The organism is Pseudomonas fluorescens (assembly GCF_900636825.1).
Lineage (GTDB): Bacteria > Pseudomonadota > Gammaproteobacteria > Pseudomonadales > Pseudomonadaceae > Aquipseudomonas > Aquipseudomonas fluorescens_BG.
The window spans coordinates 4,670,175-4,693,093 of sequence record NZ_LR134318.1; the positions used below are offsets into that span (position 1 = coordinate 4,670,175).

Annotated in this window: 13 protein-coding genes; 8 read left to right on the forward strand and 5 right to left on the reverse strand. The window is 59.2% G+C overall.

Annotation, left to right across the window (positions count from 1 at the left end; all coding sequences use genetic code 11):
* Window positions 1–113 precede the first annotated feature (113 nt).
* Both EL257_RS21170 and EL257_RS21175 read right to left on the reverse strand, forming a co-directional pair.
* On the reverse strand, window positions 114–473 hold the full coding sequence (locus EL257_RS21170; protein ID WP_126365904.1) for a PilZ domain-containing protein: 360 nt from the start codon (window positions 471–473) through the stop codon (window positions 114–116).
* Between the two features lie 224 nt (window positions 474–697).
* Window positions 698–1,084 (reverse strand): tetratricopeptide repeat protein, encoded by a 387-nt coding sequence (locus EL257_RS21175; RefSeq protein ID WP_126365906.1) that lies wholly within the window; start codon window positions 1,082–1,084, stop codon window positions 698–700.
* Window positions 1,085–1,256: 172 nt separating this feature from the next.
* On the opposite strand from EL257_RS21175, the gene pyk reads away from it, so the two are divergent.
* Both pyk and EL257_RS21185 read left to right on the forward strand, forming a co-directional pair.
* Complete coding sequence (pyk, locus tag EL257_RS21180) at window positions 1,257–2,708, forward strand: pyruvate kinase (RefSeq protein ID WP_101155690.1); 1,452 nt, start codon at window positions 1,257–1,259, stop codon at window positions 2,706–2,708.
* Window positions 2,709–2,890: 182 nt separating this feature from the next.
* The gene (locus tag EL257_RS21185) at window positions 2,891–4,213 is read left to right on the forward strand and encodes a hypothetical protein (RefSeq protein ID WP_126365908.1); all 1,323 of its coding nucleotides are present in this window, start codon (window positions 2,891–2,893) and stop codon (window positions 4,211–4,213) included.
* Window positions 4,214–4,360: 147 nt separating this feature from the next.
* Here EL257_RS21185 and EL257_RS21190 read toward each other — a convergent pair whose 3' ends face one another.
* The 3 genes from EL257_RS21190 to EL257_RS21200 all read right to left on the reverse strand — a co-directional run bounded on the left by EL257_RS21190 (window position 4,361) and on the right by EL257_RS21200 (window position 7,319).
* Window positions 4,361–5,110, reverse strand: a complete 750-nt coding sequence (locus tag EL257_RS21190; RefSeq protein ID WP_126365910.1) for an enoyl-CoA hydratase-related protein — start codon at window positions 5,108–5,110, stop codon at window positions 4,361–4,363.
* Window positions 5,111–5,284: 174 nt separating this feature from the next.
* Window positions 5,285–6,220 carry an iron-sulfur-binding ferredoxin reductase gene (locus tag EL257_RS21195; RefSeq protein ID WP_126365912.1) on the reverse strand — a complete coding sequence of 312 codons (936 nt, stop codon included), beginning with the start codon at window positions 6,218–6,220 and terminating at the stop codon, window positions 5,285–5,287.
* Window positions 6,213–7,319 (reverse strand): sensor domain-containing diguanylate cyclase, encoded by a 1,107-nt coding sequence (locus EL257_RS21200; protein ID WP_126365914.1) that lies wholly within the window; start codon window positions 7,317–7,319, stop codon window positions 6,213–6,215. Before EL257_RS21200 ends, EL257_RS21195 begins: the two co-directional genes overlap by 8 nt.
* Window positions 7,320–7,765: 446 nt before the next feature.
* Between EL257_RS21200 and EL257_RS21205 the strand changes: the two genes are divergently transcribed.
* The 6 genes from EL257_RS21205 (at window position 7,766) to EL257_RS21230 (ending at window position 22,882) form a co-directional block, all read left to right on the forward strand.
* Window positions 7,766–9,289 carry a fumarate hydratase gene (locus EL257_RS21205; RefSeq protein ID WP_126365916.1) on the forward strand — a complete coding sequence of 508 codons (1,524 nt, stop codon included), beginning with the start codon at window positions 7,766–7,768 and terminating at the stop codon, window positions 9,287–9,289.
* A gap of 207 nt (window positions 9,290–9,496) precedes the next feature.
* Complete coding sequence (locus EL257_RS21210; RefSeq protein WP_126365918.1) at window positions 9,497–14,005, forward strand: SpvB/TcaC N-terminal domain-containing protein; 4,509 nt, start codon at window positions 9,497–9,499, stop codon at window positions 14,003–14,005.
* Window positions 14,006–14,129: 124 nt separating this feature from the next.
* Window positions 14,130–16,694, forward strand: coding sequence for an RHS repeat domain-containing protein (locus EL257_RS21215; RefSeq protein WP_172604510.1), 2,565 nt, complete (start codon window positions 14,130–14,132; stop codon window positions 16,692–16,694).
* Window positions 16,695–16,772: 78 nt separating this feature from the next.
* Window positions 16,773–18,533 (forward strand): sensor histidine kinase, encoded by a 1,761-nt coding sequence (locus EL257_RS21220; protein WP_126365922.1) that lies wholly within the window; start codon window positions 16,773–16,775, stop codon window positions 18,531–18,533.
* Complete coding sequence (locus tag EL257_RS21225; protein ID WP_126365924.1) at window positions 18,533–19,861, forward strand: sigma-54-dependent transcriptional regulator; 1,329 nt, start codon at window positions 18,533–18,535, stop codon at window positions 19,859–19,861. Before EL257_RS21220 ends, EL257_RS21225 begins: the two co-directional genes overlap by 1 nt.
* Window positions 19,862–19,966: 105 nt before the next feature.
* Window positions 19,967–22,882 (forward strand): RHS repeat-associated core domain-containing protein, encoded by a 2,916-nt coding sequence (locus tag EL257_RS21230; protein ID WP_126365926.1) that lies wholly within the window; start codon window positions 19,967–19,969, stop codon window positions 22,880–22,882.
* Window positions 22,883–22,919 lie beyond the last annotated feature (37 nt).

Below are 22,919 nucleotides of genomic sequence, written 5' to 3' on the forward strand. Positions count from 1 at the left end.
TGCAGATCAATGCTTACACCAGCAGGCTCGCTCCCACAGGGAGTCGTGCTGTTCCATTCGGGGATCAGCCCTGACCATTGATCGAGTTGCTTGCGAACTTGCGGGAAATTGATTCAAGCCGAAGCCGGCAACGCCTGAAAGCAGAAATAGCGCCTCAGCGCCTCCACCAATTGCGCAAACTCCGGCGGTGGGCGATGCAGCATGAATCCGGCATCGTAATGTTGCGGCGTGGCGTCTTCGCGGCACCACAGGCAGCATGCCGTGACGTCAACGACTTGCTGGCAGCCGTCGCCCATGGGGATTTTCAAACGGAGATTGAAATCGACACCGACCATCATCGGCAACTGGCTGATGAGCATCAGGCCTTCTGCTGAGACGTTGCCCAGAAAACCAATCTGCTTGTCGGTGATGCTGTTGAATACTCTGAGGAAGTACGGCAGCTGATGCCGTTCGATCCGGCGGTCGGTAAACATGCGCAGTTCGCCATGCAGGGCTCCGTCACAGAGCCATACTGTGCTTCGGAACGGACTGGGCAAGTCCGCTCTCCCCGCTCCCGGTGTGCCGGTCGTTACCGCGCCGTCACGCAACCACTTGCCAGTCGCAGGTGTCGCCCCGGCTCAGAGACAGCGCTCTGAACCGGATTATTCGACTATAGCCCAGCCTGTACACACGGCCAGATTTTGTAGCGAAACTATCATCAGAAGCGCGTTGGGCGGATCACTGGGGCGGCACTGCGAGTCGGGTAATGACCCAGGCTCTGCAGGGTTTCCAGACGTGCACGGGCGCGGAAGGCGTATTCGCTGTTCGGGTACGAGGCGATGATGAACTGATAAGTCTGCGCCGCGTCGACGAACAATTTTTGCCGTTCCAGGCACTGGCCCCGCATCATCGACACTTCCGGCCACACATACGGGCGGGCGCGGCTGGCGCGTTCGACCTTGGACAGCTCAAGCATGACCTGCTCGCAATTGCCCCGATCGTAGGCGCTGTAGGCGTTATTCAGATGATGGTTCATCGACCAACGGGTGCAGCCCGTGACGGCGAGGACGCTGAGGGCAAGGGCGGCAATGGATACGAATCGCATGAGGGTTCTCCTGTCTTGAGCAATGTATCGACCCAGGGTCCGAAATCTTCAGGCGCGTTTGCCCCAAAGTTGCCGTGTTCAATAAAGAAAGTATTAAGTAGTGCAAACGAACAATGACTACACCCCAAGAGCATAGTAGCCTCTGCCTGCGCTTGAACTCAGGAGTCTTTGCATGTCCGTCCGTCGTACCAAAATCGTCGCTACCCTTGGCCCGGCCAGTAACTCGCCGGAAGTTCTCGAACAGCTGATTCTGGCTGGTCTGGACGTTGCCCGTCTGAACTTCTCCCACGGCACCCCCGACGAGCACAAGGCTCGCGCGAAGCTGGTGCGTGACCTCGCCGCCAAGCACGGCCGCTTCGTCGCCCTGCTCGGTGACCTGCAAGGCCCGAAAATCCGTATCGCCAAATTCGCCAACAAGAAGATCGAGCTGAAGATCGGTGACAAGTTCACCTTCTCCACCAGCCATCCGTTGACCGAAGGCAATCAGCAAGTGGTCGGCATCGACTACCCGGATCTCGTCAAGGACTGCGGCGTGGGCGACGAGCTGCTGCTCGACGACGGCCGTGTGGTAATGCGCGTTGATACCCAAACTGACGATGCATTGCACTGCACCGTGACCATCGGCGGCCCGCTGTCCGACCACAAAGGCATCAACCGTCGCGGTGGCGGCCTGACCGCGCCGGCCCTGACTGAAAAAGACAAGGCCGACATCAAGCTCGCCGCTGAAATGGAAGTGGATTATCTCGCGGTGTCCTTCCCGCGTGACGCCGCTGACATGGAATACGCCCGTCAACTGCGCGACGAGGCCGGCGGCACCGCCTGGCTGGTGGCGAAGATCGAACGCGCCGAAGCCGTGGCCGACGACGAAACCCTCGACGGTCTGATCAAGGCGTCCGACGCTGTGATGGTTGCCCGTGGTGACCTCGGCGTGGAAATCGGCGACGCGGAGCTGGTCGGCATTCAGAAGAAGATCATTCTGCACGCACGCCGCCACAACAAGGCTGTGATCGTTGCGACCCAGATGATGGAGTCGATGATCCAGAACCCGATGCCGACCCGCGCCGAAGTGTCCGACGTCGCCAACGCCGTGCTCGACTACACCGACGCCGTGATGTTGTCGGCCGAATCCGCTGCCGGTCTGTACCCGCTGGAAGCCGTGCAGGCAATGGCGCGCATCTGCGTCGGCGCCGAGAAGCACCCTACCGGCAAGACCTCCAGCCACCGTATCGGCAAAGAGTTCAGCCGTTGCGACGAGAGCATTGCGCTGGCGACCATGTACACCGCCAACCATTTCCCGGGCGTCAAAGCGATCATTGCGTTGACCGAAAGCGGCTTCACCCCGCTGATCATGTCGCGTATCCGCTCCTCGGTGCCGATCTACGCGTTCACCCCACACCGCGAAGCCCAGGCCCGTGCAGCGATGTTCCGTGGCGTCTACACCATTCCGTTCGACCCGGCCTCGCTGGAACCGCACGAAGTCAGCCAGAAAGCCATCGACGAGCTGACCAAACGCGGCGTTGTGGAAAAAGGCGACTGGGTCATCCTGACCAAAGGCGACAGCTACCACACCACTGGCGGCACCAACGGCATGAAGATCCTGCATGTCGGTGATCCGCAGGTCTGAGTAACGCGCTGAGAAACAAAAGCCCCGGCATTTGAGTGCCGGGGCTTTTTTTTGGCAACTGTTTTGATCCATCTGACGCAACTGTCAACTGTCAACATTGACAGTGTTCATTTCCCTGTGATGCGCCCAATGATGGAGGACATCGGCCAACGATCCGTTGGGCATTCATAGAGAACATAAAAATGACAACGTCGGATAAGACTCATATTCGCAACATGTCCGGAAAAATCGATCTTGAATTTGCTGTCAATGGCGTGGCGAAAATTGCCATTCCCAACAGCGAAGCTTCGGATATCTCATCAGTGATCAATGGCCCTGATGGCTCCGTGTTCGCGTGCGGAACCGTATCGATTCAACAGATGGCAAATTTCTTTGTTGTTGCCTTGGGCGTAAATGGCGACGTCATCCGGGAGTTCGGTGACAACGGCTATGTGATTGGCAAATTCGAAGATGACGCCAGTTACGGTGCAAGTCTTATGCTGGCAGGCGATAAATTGGTGTTAGCGGGTAGCGCTTACATCGGTACAGACCCTTTCCCTGCTCTAGCTCGGTTGGACTTGCAGGGAGCTTTTGATCCGACATTTGGATTGAATGGTACCGGCAGAATTGTTCTCCATATTCCTGGGCCTCCCGAAGCAAAGGGTTGTACGAATCGCCCAGTGGGATTGTCAACAAACTCAATGAAAGATCTCAACCACGCATGCATCTTGAACAAGCTGGACGACGAAAAAATCCTGCTGACGCATTACTTTTTCCGGTTTGGTGCTCCCAGCTACGGTGTGATCATTCGCACGCACGCAAACGGGCTCATTGACACAGGTTTTGCCACCAAAGGCGTCCTGCCCGTGATCGCTCCCGGTTTCGAAACCGGACAGACGCAAATTCAAAGCGTCGCTGTCGATTCATCCGGCAGATACCTGGCCTGCGGCGGCGTGTTCTGCCTGGATAGTAAACCTGTAAAGACTTTCTTTGCTCGTTACAGTAGCGAGGGCCAAAGCGACAGTACGTTTGGTCCGCAGGGATTCAGGATTATCCATGAGCAAGACGCATTGCCCGGAGGTTGCCGCGCCGTATCCATGGCTCCCATGCCAGATGGATACTTTTCGAGTGTCGGTTACTCGGTGCACGATCCGTATACTGCTCAATTATTGAGGCTCACTGCGGAGGGCGAGTTTGATCCAACATTCAATGATGGCAAGCCCTTGAATACACGACTGGCAGACAACGGTACTATCTTCCGAGCCCTGGTAATCGCTGCCGACGGAAAGTCTGTCGTCGCTGGTACCATCGACAAAAGGAAGAACACCTTCACGTTCGACATCGTCGTTGCCCGCTTTCATGAGTCCGGACAACTGGATACCAACTTCAATGATGGACTTGGTTGGGCCCGCACACGCTTGAGCAGCGCCGCCGATGCCGCTGTGTCTGTGTTATTGCTTAATGACAAAATTTACGTTGGTGGAATTTCCGATTCAAAGGGAATTATCGTGCGTTATCACGCTTGAAGCCGTATCACCGCCCCCCACAAAAAAGCAAAGCCCCGGCATGTAATTGCCGGGGCTTTTTGCATCAGAGAGATCGAAAGATCGCAGCCTTCGGCAGCTCCTACATGATCGCATTCCCCTGTAGAAGCTGCCGCAGGCTGCGATCTTTTAGTGTCGGTTTATGAATCCGTTCAACGCCGCCACCGCTTCCGGCGACTTCAGACGCTGGGTGAACAACACGCCCTCCTCCTCGATCACCTGGCGAATCAACTCGCGATCCGGCGCTTTCATCAATTGTTTGCTGATGCGCACCGCTTCGGCCGGCAGCTCGTCGAAGCGCAGGGCCATTTTCCGCGCCTTGCTCACCGCCGCCGCACCGCTGCTCAACGCTTCGGTGGCAATGCCCCACTGCGCAGCCTGTTCACCACTGAAACCCTCACCAAGCAACAACAACTCAGCCGCTTTGGCCTGCCCCTGCATCCGCGGCAGGATCAGACTGGAGCCGAACTCCGGGCACAAGCCAAGATTGACGAACGGCATGCGCAAGCGCGCATCGCGGGCCACGTAGACCAGATCGCAATGCAGCAACAGTGTCGTGCCAATGCCCACCGCCGCGCCCGCAACAGCGGCGACCACCGGTTTGCGGCACTCGAGCAGGTTGAGCATGAAGTGAAACACCGGGCTGTCGAGATCGCTCGGCGGTTGTTCGACGAAGTCGGCGATGTCGTTGCCGGCGGTGAAACATTCGGCGCTGCCGGTGATCAGCACGGCGTTGATTTCAGGATCGCTGTCGGCCTGTTTCAATGCCTCGGCGAGGCGGCTGTACATGGCGCGGGTCAGCGCGTTTTTCTTGTCCGGGCGGTTGAAACGCAGGGTCAGCAAACCGCGTTCGCGTTCCAGCACAATGGCTTCGGTCATGGCGTGTCTCAACAGTAGTCGGCTCAAGGAAATCGACTGGTTGACGGGGTCATGTGGCGAGGGGATTTATCCCCGATGGGCTGCGCAGCGGCCCTGATATTTTGTGAGCGCTGCGCGCGCAATCGGGGATAAATTCCCTCGCCACAACGTCATCAATCCGCAAAAATTCAGCGCTTAACCGCGCGACAGAAACACATCGGCCAGCAGCTGATTGCGCGGCAATCCGGCGAGGAACAGACGCTTGGCGAAAACATCGACACTGGCCGTCGAGCCGCAGACTAAGGCCAGGGTCTGGCGGGAAACAAGGCGCAGTTGCGCCAAAGCGGCGGCTGACTCGGCCGCCGTCCACAGCTCGACGCTGAGGTTTTCCCGTTGTGCAGCCAGTGCCGCAAGGGGTTTGGCCAGGTAGTGATCGCGAGCGTCATCGGCCAGGTGAATGACGCGAATGGCGCCTTGGTGATCGTGGCGCAAGGCCTCACGCAACACGCCGAACAACGGTCCCAAACCCGTACCGGCGGCCAGCAGCCACAGAGGTCGACCGTGCCAGTCCGGGTCGTAATGCAAGGCGCCGCCGCGCAGTTCACCGAGGCGAATCGCGTCGCCGATCTGCAGCTTTCGCGCCGCATCAACGAATTCGCCCGGCTGGCGACAGTCAAGGTGAAACTCGAGAAAGCGGTCTTCTTCCGGCAGGCTCGCCAGCGAATACGGGCGAGCGATGTGGCCGATCCACAACACCAAATGTTGCCCGGCGCTGTAGCGCAGTGGCCGCTGCGGGGCCAGGCGCAGACGCAGGACGCTGTCGCTGAGCCAGTCCAGCGCCTCAACAGTTGCCGGGCGACCGTCGGCGAGCGGGTCGAAGGTGTGCACCTGCAAATTTTCCGCCACCTGACATTGGCACGCCAGTCGCCAGCCTTGCTCGCGCTGTTCAGCGCTCAAGGCGTCCGGACGATTGTCCGTTGGCACACCTTGTACGCATTGCACCAGACACGCATGGCAACTGCCGGCACGACAGCTGTAGGGCACGGCGACGCCGTTCTGGTTCAAGGCATCGAGCAGATTGCTGCCCGCCGCTACTGTCCAGTGTCGATCACCGACACGCAGTTCAGGCATCGACGTTCTCCCACGCGGCCGCGCAGCGGTTGCGCCCATCGCGCTTGGCCCGATACAGCGCCTGATCGGCGCGCTGCAACGCTTCGTCCAGATCATCGCCGACGGCCAATAGCGTCATGCCCGCCGACAGGCTCAGGTTGCGTACTTGCAGGCCCATCAATTCCACTTCGGTGAAGGCGATGCGCAAACGCTCGCAACACGCCGTCAGCCGTTCAGCATCGCAGTCAGGCAGCAACACCACGAATTCTTCGCCACCGTAGCGCGCCAGCACGTCGCCGTCGCGCAGGCACGCTTGCGCCACAGCGGCAAACGCCTGCAGCACCTGATCGCCGGCCGCATGGCCGTGCAGGTCGTTGATGCGTTTGAAGTGATCCAGATCGATCAGCGCCAGCCCGTGCACCACGTCACTGTCCAGCGCATTCAGCTCGCGCGAGGCGATGCGCAGGAAGTGGCGGCGATTGAACAACCCGGTCAACTCGTCGGTGGCGACCAGGTCTTCGAGCTGGCGCATCATTCCGCGCAAGGTGTCTTGATGCGCCTGCAAGGCAAAGCGGCGTTGACGCTGACGTTGCCGGGAAACCTGAACAAAACGCGCGTAGAGCACCAGCCACGCCAGCACCATCGCCAGAATGCACACCTGCAATGCCGCGAGCGCAGGCTCGGCCAGTCGGAAGTGGTAGGCGTCCCAAAGGGTAATTGCAGAAAAACTGAAGAACACCAGCAGCGCGCAGCGGATGAACACCCGCCGGGTGAGATGGAACAGGCCGAACAGCAGAATCAGCACATAAAACACCAGGAACGCGCCGCGCGCCTCGTCGACATGGGCAATCAGCCAGGTCTGCCAGCCCAGCCCCATCAACACTTGCACTTCAGTCAGGCTGGGGTCGGCGAAGCGCTGATTGCGTCCGCTCCAAAACAGCCCGAACAGGGTCGCCTGGCTGATCACCACCAGGGCGCTGCCGATGGCCACGCCACTCAGGGGTTGCTGGTAATGCCCGGTGAAAAACGCCAGCCACAGCAGCAGCAAAGCCAATCCGTAGGTGGCCGCAGCGAGGGCAAAGCGTTTGAGCAAAAGGCGTTGAATGGCGTTATGGGTCAATCGTTGACTCACCGTGCGATAGGAGGCTGACCGAGTGTCCTACTCTACAGACCGGATGCCACTTTAGAGGCCCGGTCGCTAAATGACCACCGATTTTCGGGCTCGAAAATTGACGTCAAAAACTCATGTATTACCCGTAGGAGCTGCCGCAGGCTGCGATCTTTTGATCTTGACCTTGAAAACAGATCGAAAGATCGCAGCCTGCGGCAGCTCCTACTGGGACTGGGGCAACTCATGCGACCAACGAATGACTGCCGGCGCGTGTACGCCCCTTTGATGCGCGGTATACTGCCGCGCCTTTTTAGCGTCGCGCCACAGAGGGACAGCTACGAGCCGCAAGCTTCAAGCGGCAAGCTCAAGCTCAAGCTGTCCGCGTACTGCTTTAACTTGCCGCTCGAAGCTAGAAGCTTGTAGCTGCCCCACCGTTTTTTAGAGGAGCGCGACTCATGACCGTGATCAAGCAAGACGACCTGATTCAGAGCGTTGCCGACGCCCTGCAGTTCATTTCCTATTACCACCCGGTGGATTTTATCCAGGCGATGCACGAAGCCTACCTGCGCGAAGAATCGCCAGCGGCCCGTGATTCGATGGCGCAGATCCTGATCAACTCGCGCATGTGCGCCACCGGCCACCGCCCGATCTGCCAGGACACCGGTATCGTCACCGTGTTCGTGCGCGTCGGCATGGACGTGCGCTGGGATGGCGCCACCATGGGCCTGGACGACATGATCAACGAAGGCGTGCGTCGCGCCTACAACCTGCCGGAAAACGTCCTGCGTGCCTCGATCCTCGCCGACCCGGCGGGCGCTCGTAAAAACACCAAGGACAACACCCCTGCCGTGATTCACTACTCCATCGTCCCGGGCAACACCGTGGAAGTGGACGTGGCGGCCAAGGGCGGCGGTTCCGAGAACAAGTCGAAAATGGCCATGCTCAACCCGTCCGACTCGATCGTTGACTGGGTGCTCAAAACCGTTCCGACCATGGGCGCCGGCTGGTGCCCGCCGGGCATGCTCGGCATTGGTATCGGCGGCACCGCCGAAAAAGCCGCGGTGATGGCCAAGGAAGTGTTGATGGAATCCATCGACATTCACGAACTCAAGGCCCGCGGCCCACAGAACCGCATCGAAGAAATGCGTCTGGAGCTGTTCGAGAAGGTCAACCAGTTGGGCATCGGCGCCCAGGGCCTCGGTGGCCTGACCACCGTGCTCGACGTGAAGATCATGGACTATCCGACCCACGCTGCCTCGCTGCCGGTGTGCATGATCCCCAACTGCGCCGCCACCCGTCACGCGCACTTCGTGCTCGACGGTTCCGGCCCGGCCTCGCTGGAAGCGCCACCGCTGGACGCCTATCCGGAAATCGTCTGGGAAGCCGGCCCGTCGGCCCGTCGTGTCAACCTCGACACCCTGACCCCGGAAGACGTGCAGAGCTGGAAGCCGGGCGAAACCGTCCTGCTCAACGGCAAGATGCTCACCGGTCGCGACGCCGCGCACAAGCGCATGGTCGAAATGCTCAACAAGGGCGAAACCCTGCCGGTAGACCTCAAGGGTCGCTTCATCTACTACGTCGGCCCGGTTGATCCAGTTGGTGACGAAGTGGTTGGCCCGGCTGGCCCGACCACCGCGACGCGGATGGACAAGTTCACCCGGCAGATCCTTGAGCAGACCGGCCTGTTGGGCATGATCGGCAAGTCCGAGCGCGGCCCGACCGCGATCGAAGCGATCAAGGACAACAAAGCCGTGTACCTGATGGCGGTGGGCGGTGCTGCTTACCTGGTTGCCCAAGCGATCAAGAAGTCCAAAGTGCTGGCATTTGCCGAGCTGGGCATGGAAGCGATCTACGAGTTCGAGGTCAAGGACATGCCGGTCACCGTTGCGGTGGACAGCAAAGGCGAATCGGTGCACATCACCGGTCCGGCTATCTGGCAACAGAAGATCATCGAAAGCCTGGCGGTTGAAGTGCAGTAAGCGCTTTACGCCTTTGAAACGGCCGGGCCATCGCAAGGTGCCCGGCCTTTTCTTTATCCGTACAGTGATAAATGGTTATGAATAAACAAAAACAAATACTTTATTGATCTAAAAAACGCGTCTTCACCTGTCAGATCTGACAGGTTACGTTCTGCCCGCGACTTGATAGCGTTACTCCATCTTCGCCTGTGCGCAACGGATGGACCCATGGCCGATCAAGAATTGAATATCCCCACCCCTTCCATTGCCAAAAGCTCTTCGTTCACCATGACCGGCCAAGGCTTCAATAACGTCGGGCCCACGGGTGGAGCATCGTTTCAATTGCCACTTCCCGTTTCCGGTGGTCGCGGTGCCGATCCGCAGTTGGCAATGACTTATAACAGTCAGTCGGGCAATGGTCCGCTCGGTCTGGGCTGGAGCATGGGCCATGGCCAAATCAGCCGTCGAACCAACAAGGGCACGCCGCGCTATGACGACGATGACGAAATCGTAGGTCACGATCAGCAGATCTGTACCAGAGAGCGCAATGTCGATGGCTCGTTGAAGAGCCGAATCGAAACGACGTTTAACGGCAAGGAAATCGGCCGTCACACCGTGGTGCGCTACACGCCCGAGGTCGAAAGCGATTTCAGCCTCAGAGAACGCTGGGAGGGGATGGACCCGACAGACTCGACAAAAAAACTGCCGACCTTCTGGTTGATTTCTGGCCCCAATGGTTCGTTGCACCTGTACGGCAAAACCGCTGATTCACGGGTCGCTGACCCGCAAGACCCGCTTCGCGTGGCGACATGGTTGCTCTGTGAAACCATGACCGCCCATGGCGAACACATTTATTACGAATACAAACCCGATGAAGCGGATGCGGACGACTTTCGCGATTACCGGTCGCAGCGCTATTTGCGCCGGGTGCTTTACGGCAATTTCAAAGCCAGTCAGGACCTGTATTCCTGGAGCATGGAAGATCCCGGCGAGCTGGACTGGCACTTTCATCTGCTGTTCGACTACGGCGAACGCAGCACATCGCTGAGCGTGAAACCGGAATATGACGTCCCGAACACGCAGCCTTGCCCGGTTCGCCCCGATGCGAGCTCGGCGTTCGGCCACGGCTTTGAAATCGCTACGCGCAGACGCTGCGCACAAGTGCTGATGTTTCACTACTTCCCCACCGAACTGGGCCCCGACCCGGTGCTGGTTCGCCGCTTGCTGCTCAAGTACAACGAGCACATTGCCGATTGGAGCTACAGTCAGCTCACTTCAGCTTATTACCAGGCTTGGGGCCCCGGTGGCGATGACGATGTGGAACTGTCCCCGCCCGTACAGTTCGAGTACGCGCCGCTGGAACTCAATCAAACGCCGACGCGCTTGTTTGCCGAGGAAAACATGCCGGGGATCGGAGATGGTCGGCATTATCAGTGCGTTGATCTGTATGGCGAGGGCGTGTCGGGTTTTCTCTGCCGCTATGACCAGGCCTGGTTTTATCGCGAGCCGGTTCGTGGAAAATCCGGACCCGATCACATCGCCTACGGACCTTGGACGGTGCTGGACAAAATCCCGGTCATCAACAGTAAAAAACCGGTGATGCAAATACTCACGTCCCTATCGGGCAGCGGACGCTTCGACTGGCTCACGGCGCAACCCGGGTTCGCGGGGATACGCTCAATGAACCCGGATCGAAGCTGGTCCGAATTCAAGACGTTCAGCAAAACCCCCACAGAACTTTTCGGGGCATTTGCCCAGTTCGGCGACCTGGCCAACGAAGGCTTGATGTCGGTCGCCTTGATCGGGCCACGGTCCGTGCGATTTTATCGCAGCAACGTTGAAGAGGGTTTCCAGCAAGCGGAAGAAGTCCTGCGTGACCCCGACGATGATCGCCTTCCGCTATTCAGCAATGCCCGCAGCGAGGTGGTGATGTTCGGCAATCTGCTGGCCAGCGATACCACCGAGCTGTGTCGCATCCGTCACGACGAAATCAAATGCTGGCCGAATCTGGGCTTTGGCAAGTTCGGCAAGGGTCGTGTGCTTAGCGGGCCGGTCTTCGAATACAGCACCTTTGACGCCGCGCGGATACGTATTGCCGACCTCGACGGTTCAGGTGCGCCAGCGCTGATTTACCTGAATGACCGAACCTTCGATATCTACCTCAATCAGGGCGGCAACAGGCTGGCAACCGATCCGATACGCATACGTTGGCCTGAGGACGTGCAGTACGAGCGAACCTGCGAGGTGACATTCGCCGACCTGCAAGGCTTGGGCTGCGCCAGCCTGATTCTGACCGTGCCGCACATGAAGCCGCGCCATTGGCGTTACGATTTTGTTGCGGCCAAACCGTATCTGATGAGGTCGAGCAACAACAACATGGGCTGCAGCGCCAGCATCGTCTACCGCAGTTCCGCGCAGGAATGGCTGGACGAAAAACAGCAATGGCTTGCCGCCAATCCCGAGGGCGTGCCGGTATGCCACATGCCACTCAATGTTCAAGTGGTAAAGCAACAGTTCCAACTGGACGAAATCACCGGCAATCGCCTGAGCCAGAGTTTCAACTACCGCGAAGGTTACTATGACCCCTGGGCCCGCGAATACCGGGGATTCGGCTACTTGGAACAAACCGACAGCGAGCGCCAGACAGCGACTGAGGACACCGGCTTCACCGCGCCGATTCGTGCCTGCAGCTGGTATATCATCGGCCAGTTCATGAACCGCCCGCGCACCGGTTACTTCGCCGGCGATGACGAAGCCGTGCCGCTGGGCGCCACCGTGATCACCCGATACGACGCGCTGCAGGAGCGCGATATCCCTCTCACGCCGGCGCCGGACAGTGTTCTTCCGTATGAAATCGCCCGGGGCATGTCCGGCACGCTCATGCGGACCGAAATCTACAACGCCGAAGATCCTCCGTTGACGGCAAAACCCTACACGATAGAAGAATATCGCTATCTGGTGCGCGAGGTGCGGCCCAAGGGCGCTCACTATCCCGATGCGATCATCCTGCCGCTGTCGCTGGAAAAAATCAGCTACCAGTACGAGCAATTTATTGATGATCCCTTGTGTCGCCATGAACTGGGATTGCGCTGGAACACCTATGGCGCGCTGACTCATTCACTGGTCGTCAGTTATGCCCGCCGCCGAACCGTGACGGATGCGCCGCCCTTTGAGGACGTCGATGAACAACGCTGGTGGTGCGACGCTCATGATGAGGCGCAGCAGTCGTATTACATCAACGAAAGTCGCTCGCGATTCATTGATCTGGACACCGATACGCAGCGACGGCTGGGGCTGGCCTGGCAGATGCGTGGCAATGCCCTGCGCTTGCCCAAAGGCAACCTTCCGAACGGGCTCAACCCCGGGGAGGTGTCGTTCGAGCAATTGACCCTGCATCAGGATTCGACTCAATGGAATGCGCTGCGCACGCTGACACAACAGTCAGAACAGCGCTATCTGAAAACTTCGGATCAGTCCGTGCTGGACAGTGGCGAGGCCGAGTATGAGGCGTTGTCCGGTCCTCTGGAGCTGGCACAAATGGACGAGACGGCACTCGCCGCCTATGACGTTGTGCCGCCGCCCTTCGACATACGTGTAGCCTTGAAAGAACTCGGTTATAAGTCGATGAAGTTCTTTTTCGAAACATCGCCACCCAGCGAAGCTGACAACCTGTGGTCAACCACCTACAACTTCGCCAAATACGCCGACGTCGGCGGTTTCTTCAAAGTGCGGGAATACAACGAAACGCCTTGCCACGGCGTGACAAAAATCCAGTACGACGATTTTCAGCTCAAGGTCCGGAGTGTCGAATTGCCAGACGGCTGCACGACCTCGGTCACGCACGACTACCACACGTCATTGCCTTCCAGCATTCTCGATGCCAACGAAAATACCGAAGAGGTCATTTATGACGCTGCGGGCCAGCCGCTTGCGCTGAGCTTTTACGGCACCGAGAACGGGGTCGCCGCCGGTTTCCGTGCGCTGAGTGATTTCGAACGGCCCGAAAACCTGCTGCCGGGGCCGGCCATCAGCAATCCGCAAGCCGCCATCCAATGCGCCGCCACGACCCTGCGCAAGGATTATTTCAGCTGGATGGGCCTGCTGCCAGCCGACATCAGCCCCGAACTGCTCGCCATTTGGGTGGCAAGCGGCGATGTGTTGCCCAGCGGCCACATTTGTGCCAGCGCGCGCCAGCGGCTTGAGCGACGAGGAGCATTGAATGCCGCAGATCAGGCTTTGAGCGAAGTGATTGCCAACGTGGAAAGGGTACCGGTGCACAGCGTCATCCTCACCGCTGATCGCTACCCGGACGACCCCGTGCCGGCGCAGATTCAGATCAGCAAAGCCTGCTTTGACGGCTTTGGCCGCGAGTTGCAAACCCAGCAACTGGTGGATCCTGGCATGGCGTATGCGGTGGATGTCGACGGCACGCTGATCGTCGACGGCGACGAGTTGCGTGAAGTCTTCGCCGACTCGCGCTGGCGCATCAGCGCTCGGGTCGAATACAACAACAAGGGCTTGCCGGTGCGCAAGTTCCGCCCGTTCTTCGCCGACACCTATCGCTACGTCAACGACGCCTCCCTGCGAGAACATGGCTATTTCGATCAATTGTTCTATGACGTGCTCGGCCGCGAGGTGCAACTGACCAATGCCATGGGGCATTTTTCCCGTGAGACTTATCACCCCTGGTATCAGATCAGCGAGGATTTCAACGACACTGCAGAAGAACAGCCCTGAGCATGAGCAACTCCATCACCGTACGCCAACCCTTACCGTCACTGACAGTCGTGGGCTGACCGTACGGCGGGTCGACTACTGGCGCGATAATGCCGATAACATAACCGTGACCCGGGTCACGCGCATGGAGCATGATCTGGCCGGCCGCAGCGTTGCCCAACGGGACCCACGTCTGCCCAGCCCCTGTCTCGTGACAACCTACTCATTGCTGGATCAGCCATTGAGAACAGACAGCGTCGATGCCGGCATGCGTTTGAGTCTGCCAGGGCTGGCCGGCCAGACAGTGCAGCGCTGGGATGAGCGCGATGCGGTGTGGCTCATGACTTACGACCGGCTAATGCGCGTGCTGAGCGTAACCAATACAGCCATCCCCCAGGACGATGAATTATTCGAATACGCCGATGCCTCGGCGGATGCCGGAAACAATCTGCGGGGACGACATCAGCGCCTGACTGATCCTTCAGGCTGCGCAGAAGTGCACAGCTACAGCCTCGCCGGCCACCCCCAGCGAGAGACCCGAACCTTTCACGATAATAAATCGTTCACCAGCCAACGCACCTATGGTCCGCTGGGTGCGGTCGTAGCGCTTGCGGATGCCGGCCAGCATCAACAGACGATGTTTTACGATCAAGCCGGGCAACTCAAAGCCACACGTCTGACTTTAAGAGACCGGATCGAGGATTGGTGGGTGCTGCTCAACGCGCAATACAACGCCGCCGGACAGCTTGTCTTGCAAGAGATTGGCAACGGCGTCAGCGTTCATTGGCACTACGACCCGGCCAATTCCCGCCTCGTCAGGCAATGGGCGCACAAAGGCAACGAACCGCCCATTCAGGACTTTGAATACACATACGATCCTGTGGGGATGATCACCAGAATCTTCGATGCCGCCGTCAAACCGGTTTTTTTTGCTAATCAGCGCTGCGACGGCACGCGTACCTTCACCTACGATTCCATCTATCAATTGAGCAGCGCCACCGGGTGCAGTGCCGCCGCACAGTCAAAAACCGCGGCCCGTCCGCAATCCTGTGATCCCAGAGACCTGCGCAACTACCGTCAAACCTACGAATATGACGACGGCGGCAATCTGACCAGGATCATTCATGTGCGTGAGGGAGCAAGCCATACCCGCCATATATTCATCGACCCTCACAGCAATCGAGGCGTACTGCACGAATCCGACGATCCGCCTCCGGATTTCAGCCGGCTGTTTGATCCGCACGGCAACCTGCTGGAACGATTGCCGGGCCAGCCGTTGCGGTGGAACAGCCGCGATCAGTTGCAATCAGTGGAAATGATCTCCCGCTCCGACGGTCAGGAAGATGCAGAACACTGCTGGTACAGCCAGGGCGTGAGAGTCTGCAAACGCCACGATCACTACGGCAGGAATGCCCGCCACTTTCACCAGGTACGTTACCTGCCCGGGCTCGAAATCTCGTGCAAGGACAATGGCGAAGAGCTGCATGCCATCACCGTCATGACCGGAGCGGGCACTGTGCGCTGCCTGTACTGGCAGAGCGATCCGGCAAACGTTGGCAGTACGCAATTGCGGTATGGCCTGAACGATCACCTGAATTCATGTCTGATCGAACTTGATCAGCGTGCGCAGATGATCAGCTGCGAGCAATTCTTTCCGTTCGGCGCCACAGCCGCCTTCACGTTGCGCTCTGATATCGAAGTCGACTACAAAATCATCCGGTACAGCGGCAAGGAACTGGATCGCAGCGGGCTCTATTATTATGGCGAACGCTATTACGCTCCGTGGCTGGGTCGCTGGACGCAACCGGACCGACACGGAATCGCCGATGGGTTGAATCTGTATTGCATGACCGGTAACAACCCGATCAACTTTATCGACCAGCAAGGCGCGACCAAAGTACCTGCACAAACCAGCATTGCGATGCCTACTCCCGGCTCCTCACGCCGACCGTCCTCATCAACCGCCGGAGCGCCAGATCCGGTGACCGATCCCCAGGCCAACCCCCCCGGGCACCTTCCCCCCCAACCTGAGCAAACGTGGCGCGAGCGGGTCAAGTCGGCCGCGCTGACAGCCGTCAACTCCAGAGTCGGAATAGCCCTGCTGCCTGTCGGCACATCATCGCCTGCCAACGCAGCCGTCGTCAGCGCCATTTTGACTGCATCGGCACAACTGGCACTGCACGCCTCGCTGTTCAATCCCATCTGGTCTCCGCCCGGCACATGGGACCCGAACAGCGGTGGCGCATTGCCGCCCGTCGATGTCACGCAGAATGCCAACCGAGTATTCAACCTCGCCACCGTCGGCGTCACCTTGGCTGCGACCGTGGGCGGGATGATTCTGGGGCCAGTGGTGGGCGGACTCGTTGATGAGTTGAGGGGCACCAAGCTCAAGGCAGACAAAGACAAGCGGGCTGGGGCAGCGCTGGACACCACAGAACAGCTGATCGCCAAGCTGCAATTAAAGGAAAACCCGACGAGGAAGGCATTGGACGCTTTGCATGACCAGATATTGGAGGCGGAAGAGTTGGCCGGGATCACTTGGCGAAGCATGGGCATGCTCGAGAAAATATCCCGAATGCGCCCCATGGATGACTCAGGTTCGTCGCGCAGAAGTTCGACTTCCTTTATTGGAGCCCAGACCAGCGCGTTTCGGCGAGACGATCCCTCTCGTACGCGCACACTTAGAAGCTGCACAGGTAGAAAGAGCTAACGCGCTACGGTGCTTATCGTTTCGGGCCGGGGCCATGCTATGGTCTCGCCCCGACTTTCCTCACTGTTTGCGCCCAGCATGCTGCCGACTTCCCGTACCCTGCGTCTGTCGTTATATACCTTGCTTATTGTTGCCGGCACGGTGCTCGCCGCAACCCTGGCCATCCGTCACGCCGAACGTCAGGCGCTGGAAGAGGACGCGGTGCGTGCCAATCAGCAACTGGCGTTGTACGCCAACTCCCTGCACACCCTGATCGATCGTTATCGCGCGCTCCCCGCAGTGCTCGCGCTGGATCCGCAATTGCGTTCAGCGCTGGCCGGTCCGGTCGATGCCGAACAGCAAGCGGCGCTTAACCTGAAGCTGGAAAAGATCAACGGCGCCGCGCAGTCTTCAACCCTTGAACTGCTTGATCACACTGGCCTGGCGGTGGCCGCGAGTAACTGGCGCTTGCCGAGCAGTTATGTCGGCCACAACTATGGTTTCCGCCCGTATTTCAGCCAGACGCGCACGCAGGGCACCGGGCGCTTTTACGCGGTGGGCGTGACCAGCGGCATTCCCGGTTACTTCCTGTCCAGCGCGGTACTCGACGACAACCGGCAGTTCCTCGGGGCGATGGTGGTCAAGCTGGAATTCCCCGAGCTTGAGCGCGAATGGAGCCAGGGCAGCGACACCCTGCTGGTCAGTGACGCGCGCGGGATTGTGTTTATCGCCAACCAGCCCGGCTGGCGTTATCGCGCGTTGCGGCCGCTGAGCGCCAGCGACATGGCCGAGATCAAAGCCACCCGCCAGTACGACAAACAATCGCTGGTGCCGTTGACGCATCTGCCGTTGCGCCGCTTCGACGACAATAGTGATCTGCGCCGGGTCGAAGGCCCGCAAGGCACGGCGGACTATTTGTGGGAATCGCTGCCGCTGACTGCCGAAGGCTGGACCCTGCACTTGCTGCGTCGGCCGCAGGTAGCGTTCGAGGATTTGCGCAACGCGGGGCTCGCGGCCGCTGGCGTGTGGCTGGCATTGGTATTTTTGCTGCTGTTCCTCAACCAGCGCTGGCGGCTGGCAAAGATGCGCCAGCGCAGTCGCGAGGAGCTTGAACAACTGGTCGAAGAACGCACCCGCGACTTGCGCACGGCGCAGGAGGGTCTGGTGCAATCGGCCAAACTTGCCGCGCTTGGCCAGATGTCGGCGGCGCTGGCCCATGAAATCAATCAACCGCTCACCGCTCAGCGCATGCAACTGGCAACCTTGCGCCTGCTGCTCGACCATGGCCGCGTCGACGATGCGTACAAAGCGCTGAAGCCGGTGGACGACATGCTCACGCGCATGGCGGCCCTCACCGGCCATCTCAAGACCTTCGCCCGCAAGAGCCCCAGTGGTCTGCGCGAGCGCCTGGATCTGGCCGCGGTGGTCGATCAATCGTTACAGTTGCTCGACGCACGGCTGCGCGACGAACAGGTCAGTCTGGTGCTGCATCTGACCCGTCCGGCGTGGGTGCGCGGCGATGCGATCCGCCTCGAACAGGTATTGATCAATCTGCTGCGCAACGCCCTTGATGCGATGCAGGGCAAAGCCTGCAAACGCCTGGAAATTCGCCTGGAGGCCGACGAACAACTGTGGCGGCTGAGCGTGATCGACAACGGCGGCGGGATTGCCCAAGCGCATCTCGACCAGGTGTTCGACCCGTTCTTCACCACCAAACCCGTGGGTGACGGGCTGGGACTGGGCCTGGCGGTGTCGTTCGCAATCGTGCATGAATCCGGCGGTCGCCTGAGCGCCGAGAATGGCGACAGTGGCGCAGTGTTCAGCCTGACGCTGCCGATTGATCTGGAGGCGCACATTTGATGCTCAACGCGGTGATGGTGGTCGATGACGAAAGCAGCATTCGCAGCGCGGTCGAACAATGGCTGAGCCTGTCGGGCTTCGAGGTGCAGTTGTTCAGCCGCGCCGAAGATTGCCTCGCCGCCCTGCCCGCGCATTTTGCCGGGGTGATTCTCAGCGACGTGCGCATGCCCGGCATCGGAGGCCTGGCGTTGCTCGCTGAAGTGCAGAAACGCGATGCCGACCTGCCGGTGATTTTGCTCACCGGCCACGGCGATGTGCCAATGGCGGTCGAGGCGATGCGCGACGGTGCGTACGACTTCCTCGAAAAACCCTTCAGCCCGGAGACCCTGCTCGGCAGCTTGCGCCGCGCGCTCGACAAGCGGCGGCTGGTTTTGGAAAACCGCGCCTTGCACGCACAGGCCGATAACCGCGCCCGACTCGATGCGACATTGCTCGGCGTTTCGCGCAGTTTGCAAACCTTGCGCCGGCAGGTACTGGATCTGGCGACGTTGCCGGTCAACGTGTTGATCCGTGGCGAAACCGGCAGCGGCAAGGAACTCGTCGCCCGCTGCCTGCACGATTTCGGCCCGCGCGCGAACAAGCCGTTTGTGGCGTTGAACTGCGCGGCCATCCCTGAACAATTGTTTGAAGCCGAGCTGTTCGGCCATGAAAGCGGCGCGTTTACTGGCGCCTCGGGCAAACGCATCGGCAAGCTCGAATACGCCGATGGCGGCACGCTGTTCCTCGATGAAATCGAAAGCATGCCACTGGCTCAACAGGTCAAATTGCTGCGGGTATTGCAGGAACAGAAGCTCGAACGATTGGGCTCGAATCAGAGTATTCGCGTGGATCTGCGGATCGTTGCGGCGACCAAACCCGATCTGCTCGACGAGGCGCGCGCCGGCCGCTTTCGCGAAGACCTCGCGTATCGGCTGAATGTCGCTGAACTGCGCTTGCCGCCGCTGCGTGATCGCCGCGAAGATATTCCGCTGCTCTTCGAAACCTTCGCCCAGAGTGCCGCGCAACGTCTGGGGCGCACATTTCCGCCGTTGAGCGGCGCGCAGTTGAGCCATTTGCTCAGCCATGACTGGCCAGGCAACGTGCGTGAACTGGCGAACGTTGCCGAGCGGCAAGTGCTGGGGCTGGACGAACCGGCACCGGGGATTGATCCGGGTCAGTCATTGGCCGCGCAACAGGAAGCGTTCGAAGCACAATGCCTGCGCGCGGCGTTGACGCGACACAAGGGCGATGTCAAAGCGGTGCTTGAAGAACTGCAACTGCCGCGCCGCACATTCAACGAGAAGATGCAGCGGCATGGGTTGAGTCGGGAGATGTTTGTCAGCCCGTGAGTACCGGTGAAGCCCGCCTCCCCCCTGTCAACTCTGTCAGGTTACGGATGTCGTTGGAGTGGATAGAGTGACACACGCGACTCTGATCTTGCAGGGGAAGACGCGATGGCCGAGCGACCGTTCAAGCGCAACACAGTGTCTGCGGTCGCTGAGTTGTCGAACAGTGTTCACGACAGAGGTAGCTCCTTACGAATATCCTCTGGCCACAGAGCGTCGAACATACGCGCTCATCGGCGCACGCCCACCCTGGCGGCGAAGGATAGCCGCGGCGGTACTGTGCGTGTGGTTGATTATTTGCGCACGTTGCCACACGAACCGGCAATCGCGCTGATCAAGCGCCAGCATTTTGATGTGCCTGGACGCTTGGTAGCACAAAGCGATCCTCGTTTGGAAAACCCTGCGATTTCCACTGTCTACGCCTTGAGCGGCTTGCCACTTGAAGTATCCAGCGCTGACGCCGGCTGGCGACTGACACTGCCGGGATTGGCGGGCCTCCCTCTGCAATGCTGGGATGGTCGCGGCAGTCACTGGCGAATCGACTACGACGATCAACTGCGCATGGTAGCCATCGAGGAAAGTGCCATTGGGGATGTCGACAGCTTTTTTTATGCCGATGCATCTGCCGAGGCTGATGTAAATTCGCGCGGGCAGTTGATTGAACAAACCGATGCCTCGGGCAGCTTGAAATTCGCCAGTTTCAGTTTGTCGGGGGCTGCATTATGCGAAACCCGAACGTTTCATGACGGCGAGGCATTCTCCAGCTATTGGGTGCTCGGGCCTGATGGCGCAGTGTTAGAACAAACCGATGCCGGTGGCCATCGCCGCCGCTCACGCTACGATATCGCCCAGCAACTCCAATCCGTTCAATTACAGGTCAGAGGGCAACCCGGCTGGCAAGAGCTGATGCTGGATACGCAGTACGATGCCAGCGGAAAGATGATCGAGCAAAAGAATGGCAATAACGTCACAAGCACCTGGCGCTATCACGAGGCCGATGGCCGCCTGTATCAACACACGGCGCAGGTCGGTCAGCAGCCGCCCCTACAGGATGTTTCGTATGAGTATGATCCGGTAGGCAATCTCACCTGTGCGTTCGACCGAACGTTTGTCCCGACCTTTTTCCGCAACCAGCGAGTCGATGGTCGGCGCGAATTCATCTACGACTCACTGTACCGATTGCACTCCGCTACCGGGTACGACGATTGCCCTCCCTCCGACATCCCCGGCCTGCCCTCGCCCACTCACCCTGACGATCGGCGCAACTACGTCCAGACTTACACATACGATCACGGGGGCAACCTGACGGAACTGCGCCATCAGCGCGACGGCAAGCAATACACTCGCCATATGCGCATCGAACCGATCAGTAATCGGGGCATACGCTGGACCGAAGGTGATCCCGAGCCAGACTTCAGCAAACTGTTTGACCTGAATGGAAATCTGCTAGCCGTGCAACCCGGTCAGCCGATGCTGTGGACCGCACTTGGGGAATTGGCCAAAGTGACGCTGGTGCATCGCGATGAAAGCTCCGACGACGATGAAGTGTACCGGTACTCCCAAGGCTCGCGAGTCTATAAACGTCTGAACAGATACGCTGGCGCGATCAACCACTTCCGGGACGTTCGCTATCTGCCAGGGCTGGAGATCCGCCGTCAGCATAACGGCGAAGAACTGCATGTCATCACCCTGGGCAACGTTCGCTGCCTGAAATGGGTGGCGAGCCCACCCTCGGGCGTCGATGAGTTTCAACTGCGTTATAGCCTGCATGACCCGCTGGGCTCGTGCGTCATGGAAGTGGATCACCAGGCAGCGGTAATCACTCATGAAGGCTATTACCCCTTCGGTGGGACCGCGTGGATGGCGGCCCGCTCGGCAATCGAAGCGCCGTACAAATTCATCCGATACTCCGGCAAGGAGATGGATGTCAGTGGCCTGTATTACTACGGTGCACGTTACTACGCGCCTTGGTTGCAACGCTGGATCAGTCCCGACCTTGCCGGCGCGGTAGACGGGCTGAATCTTTACGGCTTCGTTGGAAACAATCCCCTTTCCTATGTCGACCATGATGGCCAAACACGCTTCGGGGTGGAGACCAAAGCGGAACGCGATGCCCGCAAAGCCAGTAGCGCAAGCGAGCTACGCAAGCAGTCGGCGAACGCCAACCTGTCCAGAGCGATAGAACGACATTTCCAGTTTCTGAAAATTCTCGATCAGCGTGTCAGCGCAGTCTCCTCGCAGGTCAAGAATCTGCATTCCGGCAGTGCGCTGGCGGGCAGCATCGCCAAACGCAGCGGAGCGTTCGTTGCTAAACAAACGGTCAGCTATGGCGTCGGCATAGGCGTTGGTGCGCTGACCGGAGTGCTGGGTACCGGCCTCGGCCCCGTCGGTACCGCGTTTGGCGTCTCTCTCGGTTTTGGCGCAAAAGCGGCAACCAGTCTGGCCATCGATTATGTTCTGGAAAAGCGGGGTATATCGACTTCCATCGCCCTCAAATCACGCAAATTGAACCCTGAGAAGGTCATGCAGAAACGGGAATACAGAAGCGCGGATCTGTTCGGGTACGCTGCCCTGAAATGGAAAAAAACGTTTGATGGTGTCAAGGATCCGACTGAACTGAACACGATCAAAGGGCTCAATGTGGCAATCCCGTTAGCCGGCTCCGCGGCAATGAAATTACACGACACCCCGCTGGCCGGGGAGATCGGCGCAATGATAGGCGTTGTGAGCGGAGCCATGGAAATCATTTACGAAGCTGAAAGGGCAAGAAATGGAATGACTCCCGCAATGGAGCAGAAACTCGCGAGCCTGCGCGGATATGTCCCTCAGTTGATCGATCTTCTGGATCGGGGCTTGGAGGAAGTCAACGCCAGTTTCGATGCTGCCAATCGGGACTCTACCCATCACAACAAAATGCTTGTGAAGCTTTTCGGCAAAGGTGACGGTGTTTCTCGCGAAAGCATGGCGCAAGCGACAAACGCTACGATTGGCAGATTGAGAAACCTCCATTCGATGCTCCACTGACGACGCAGCCTTGGAACGTGCCGCCGAAAAATCATTT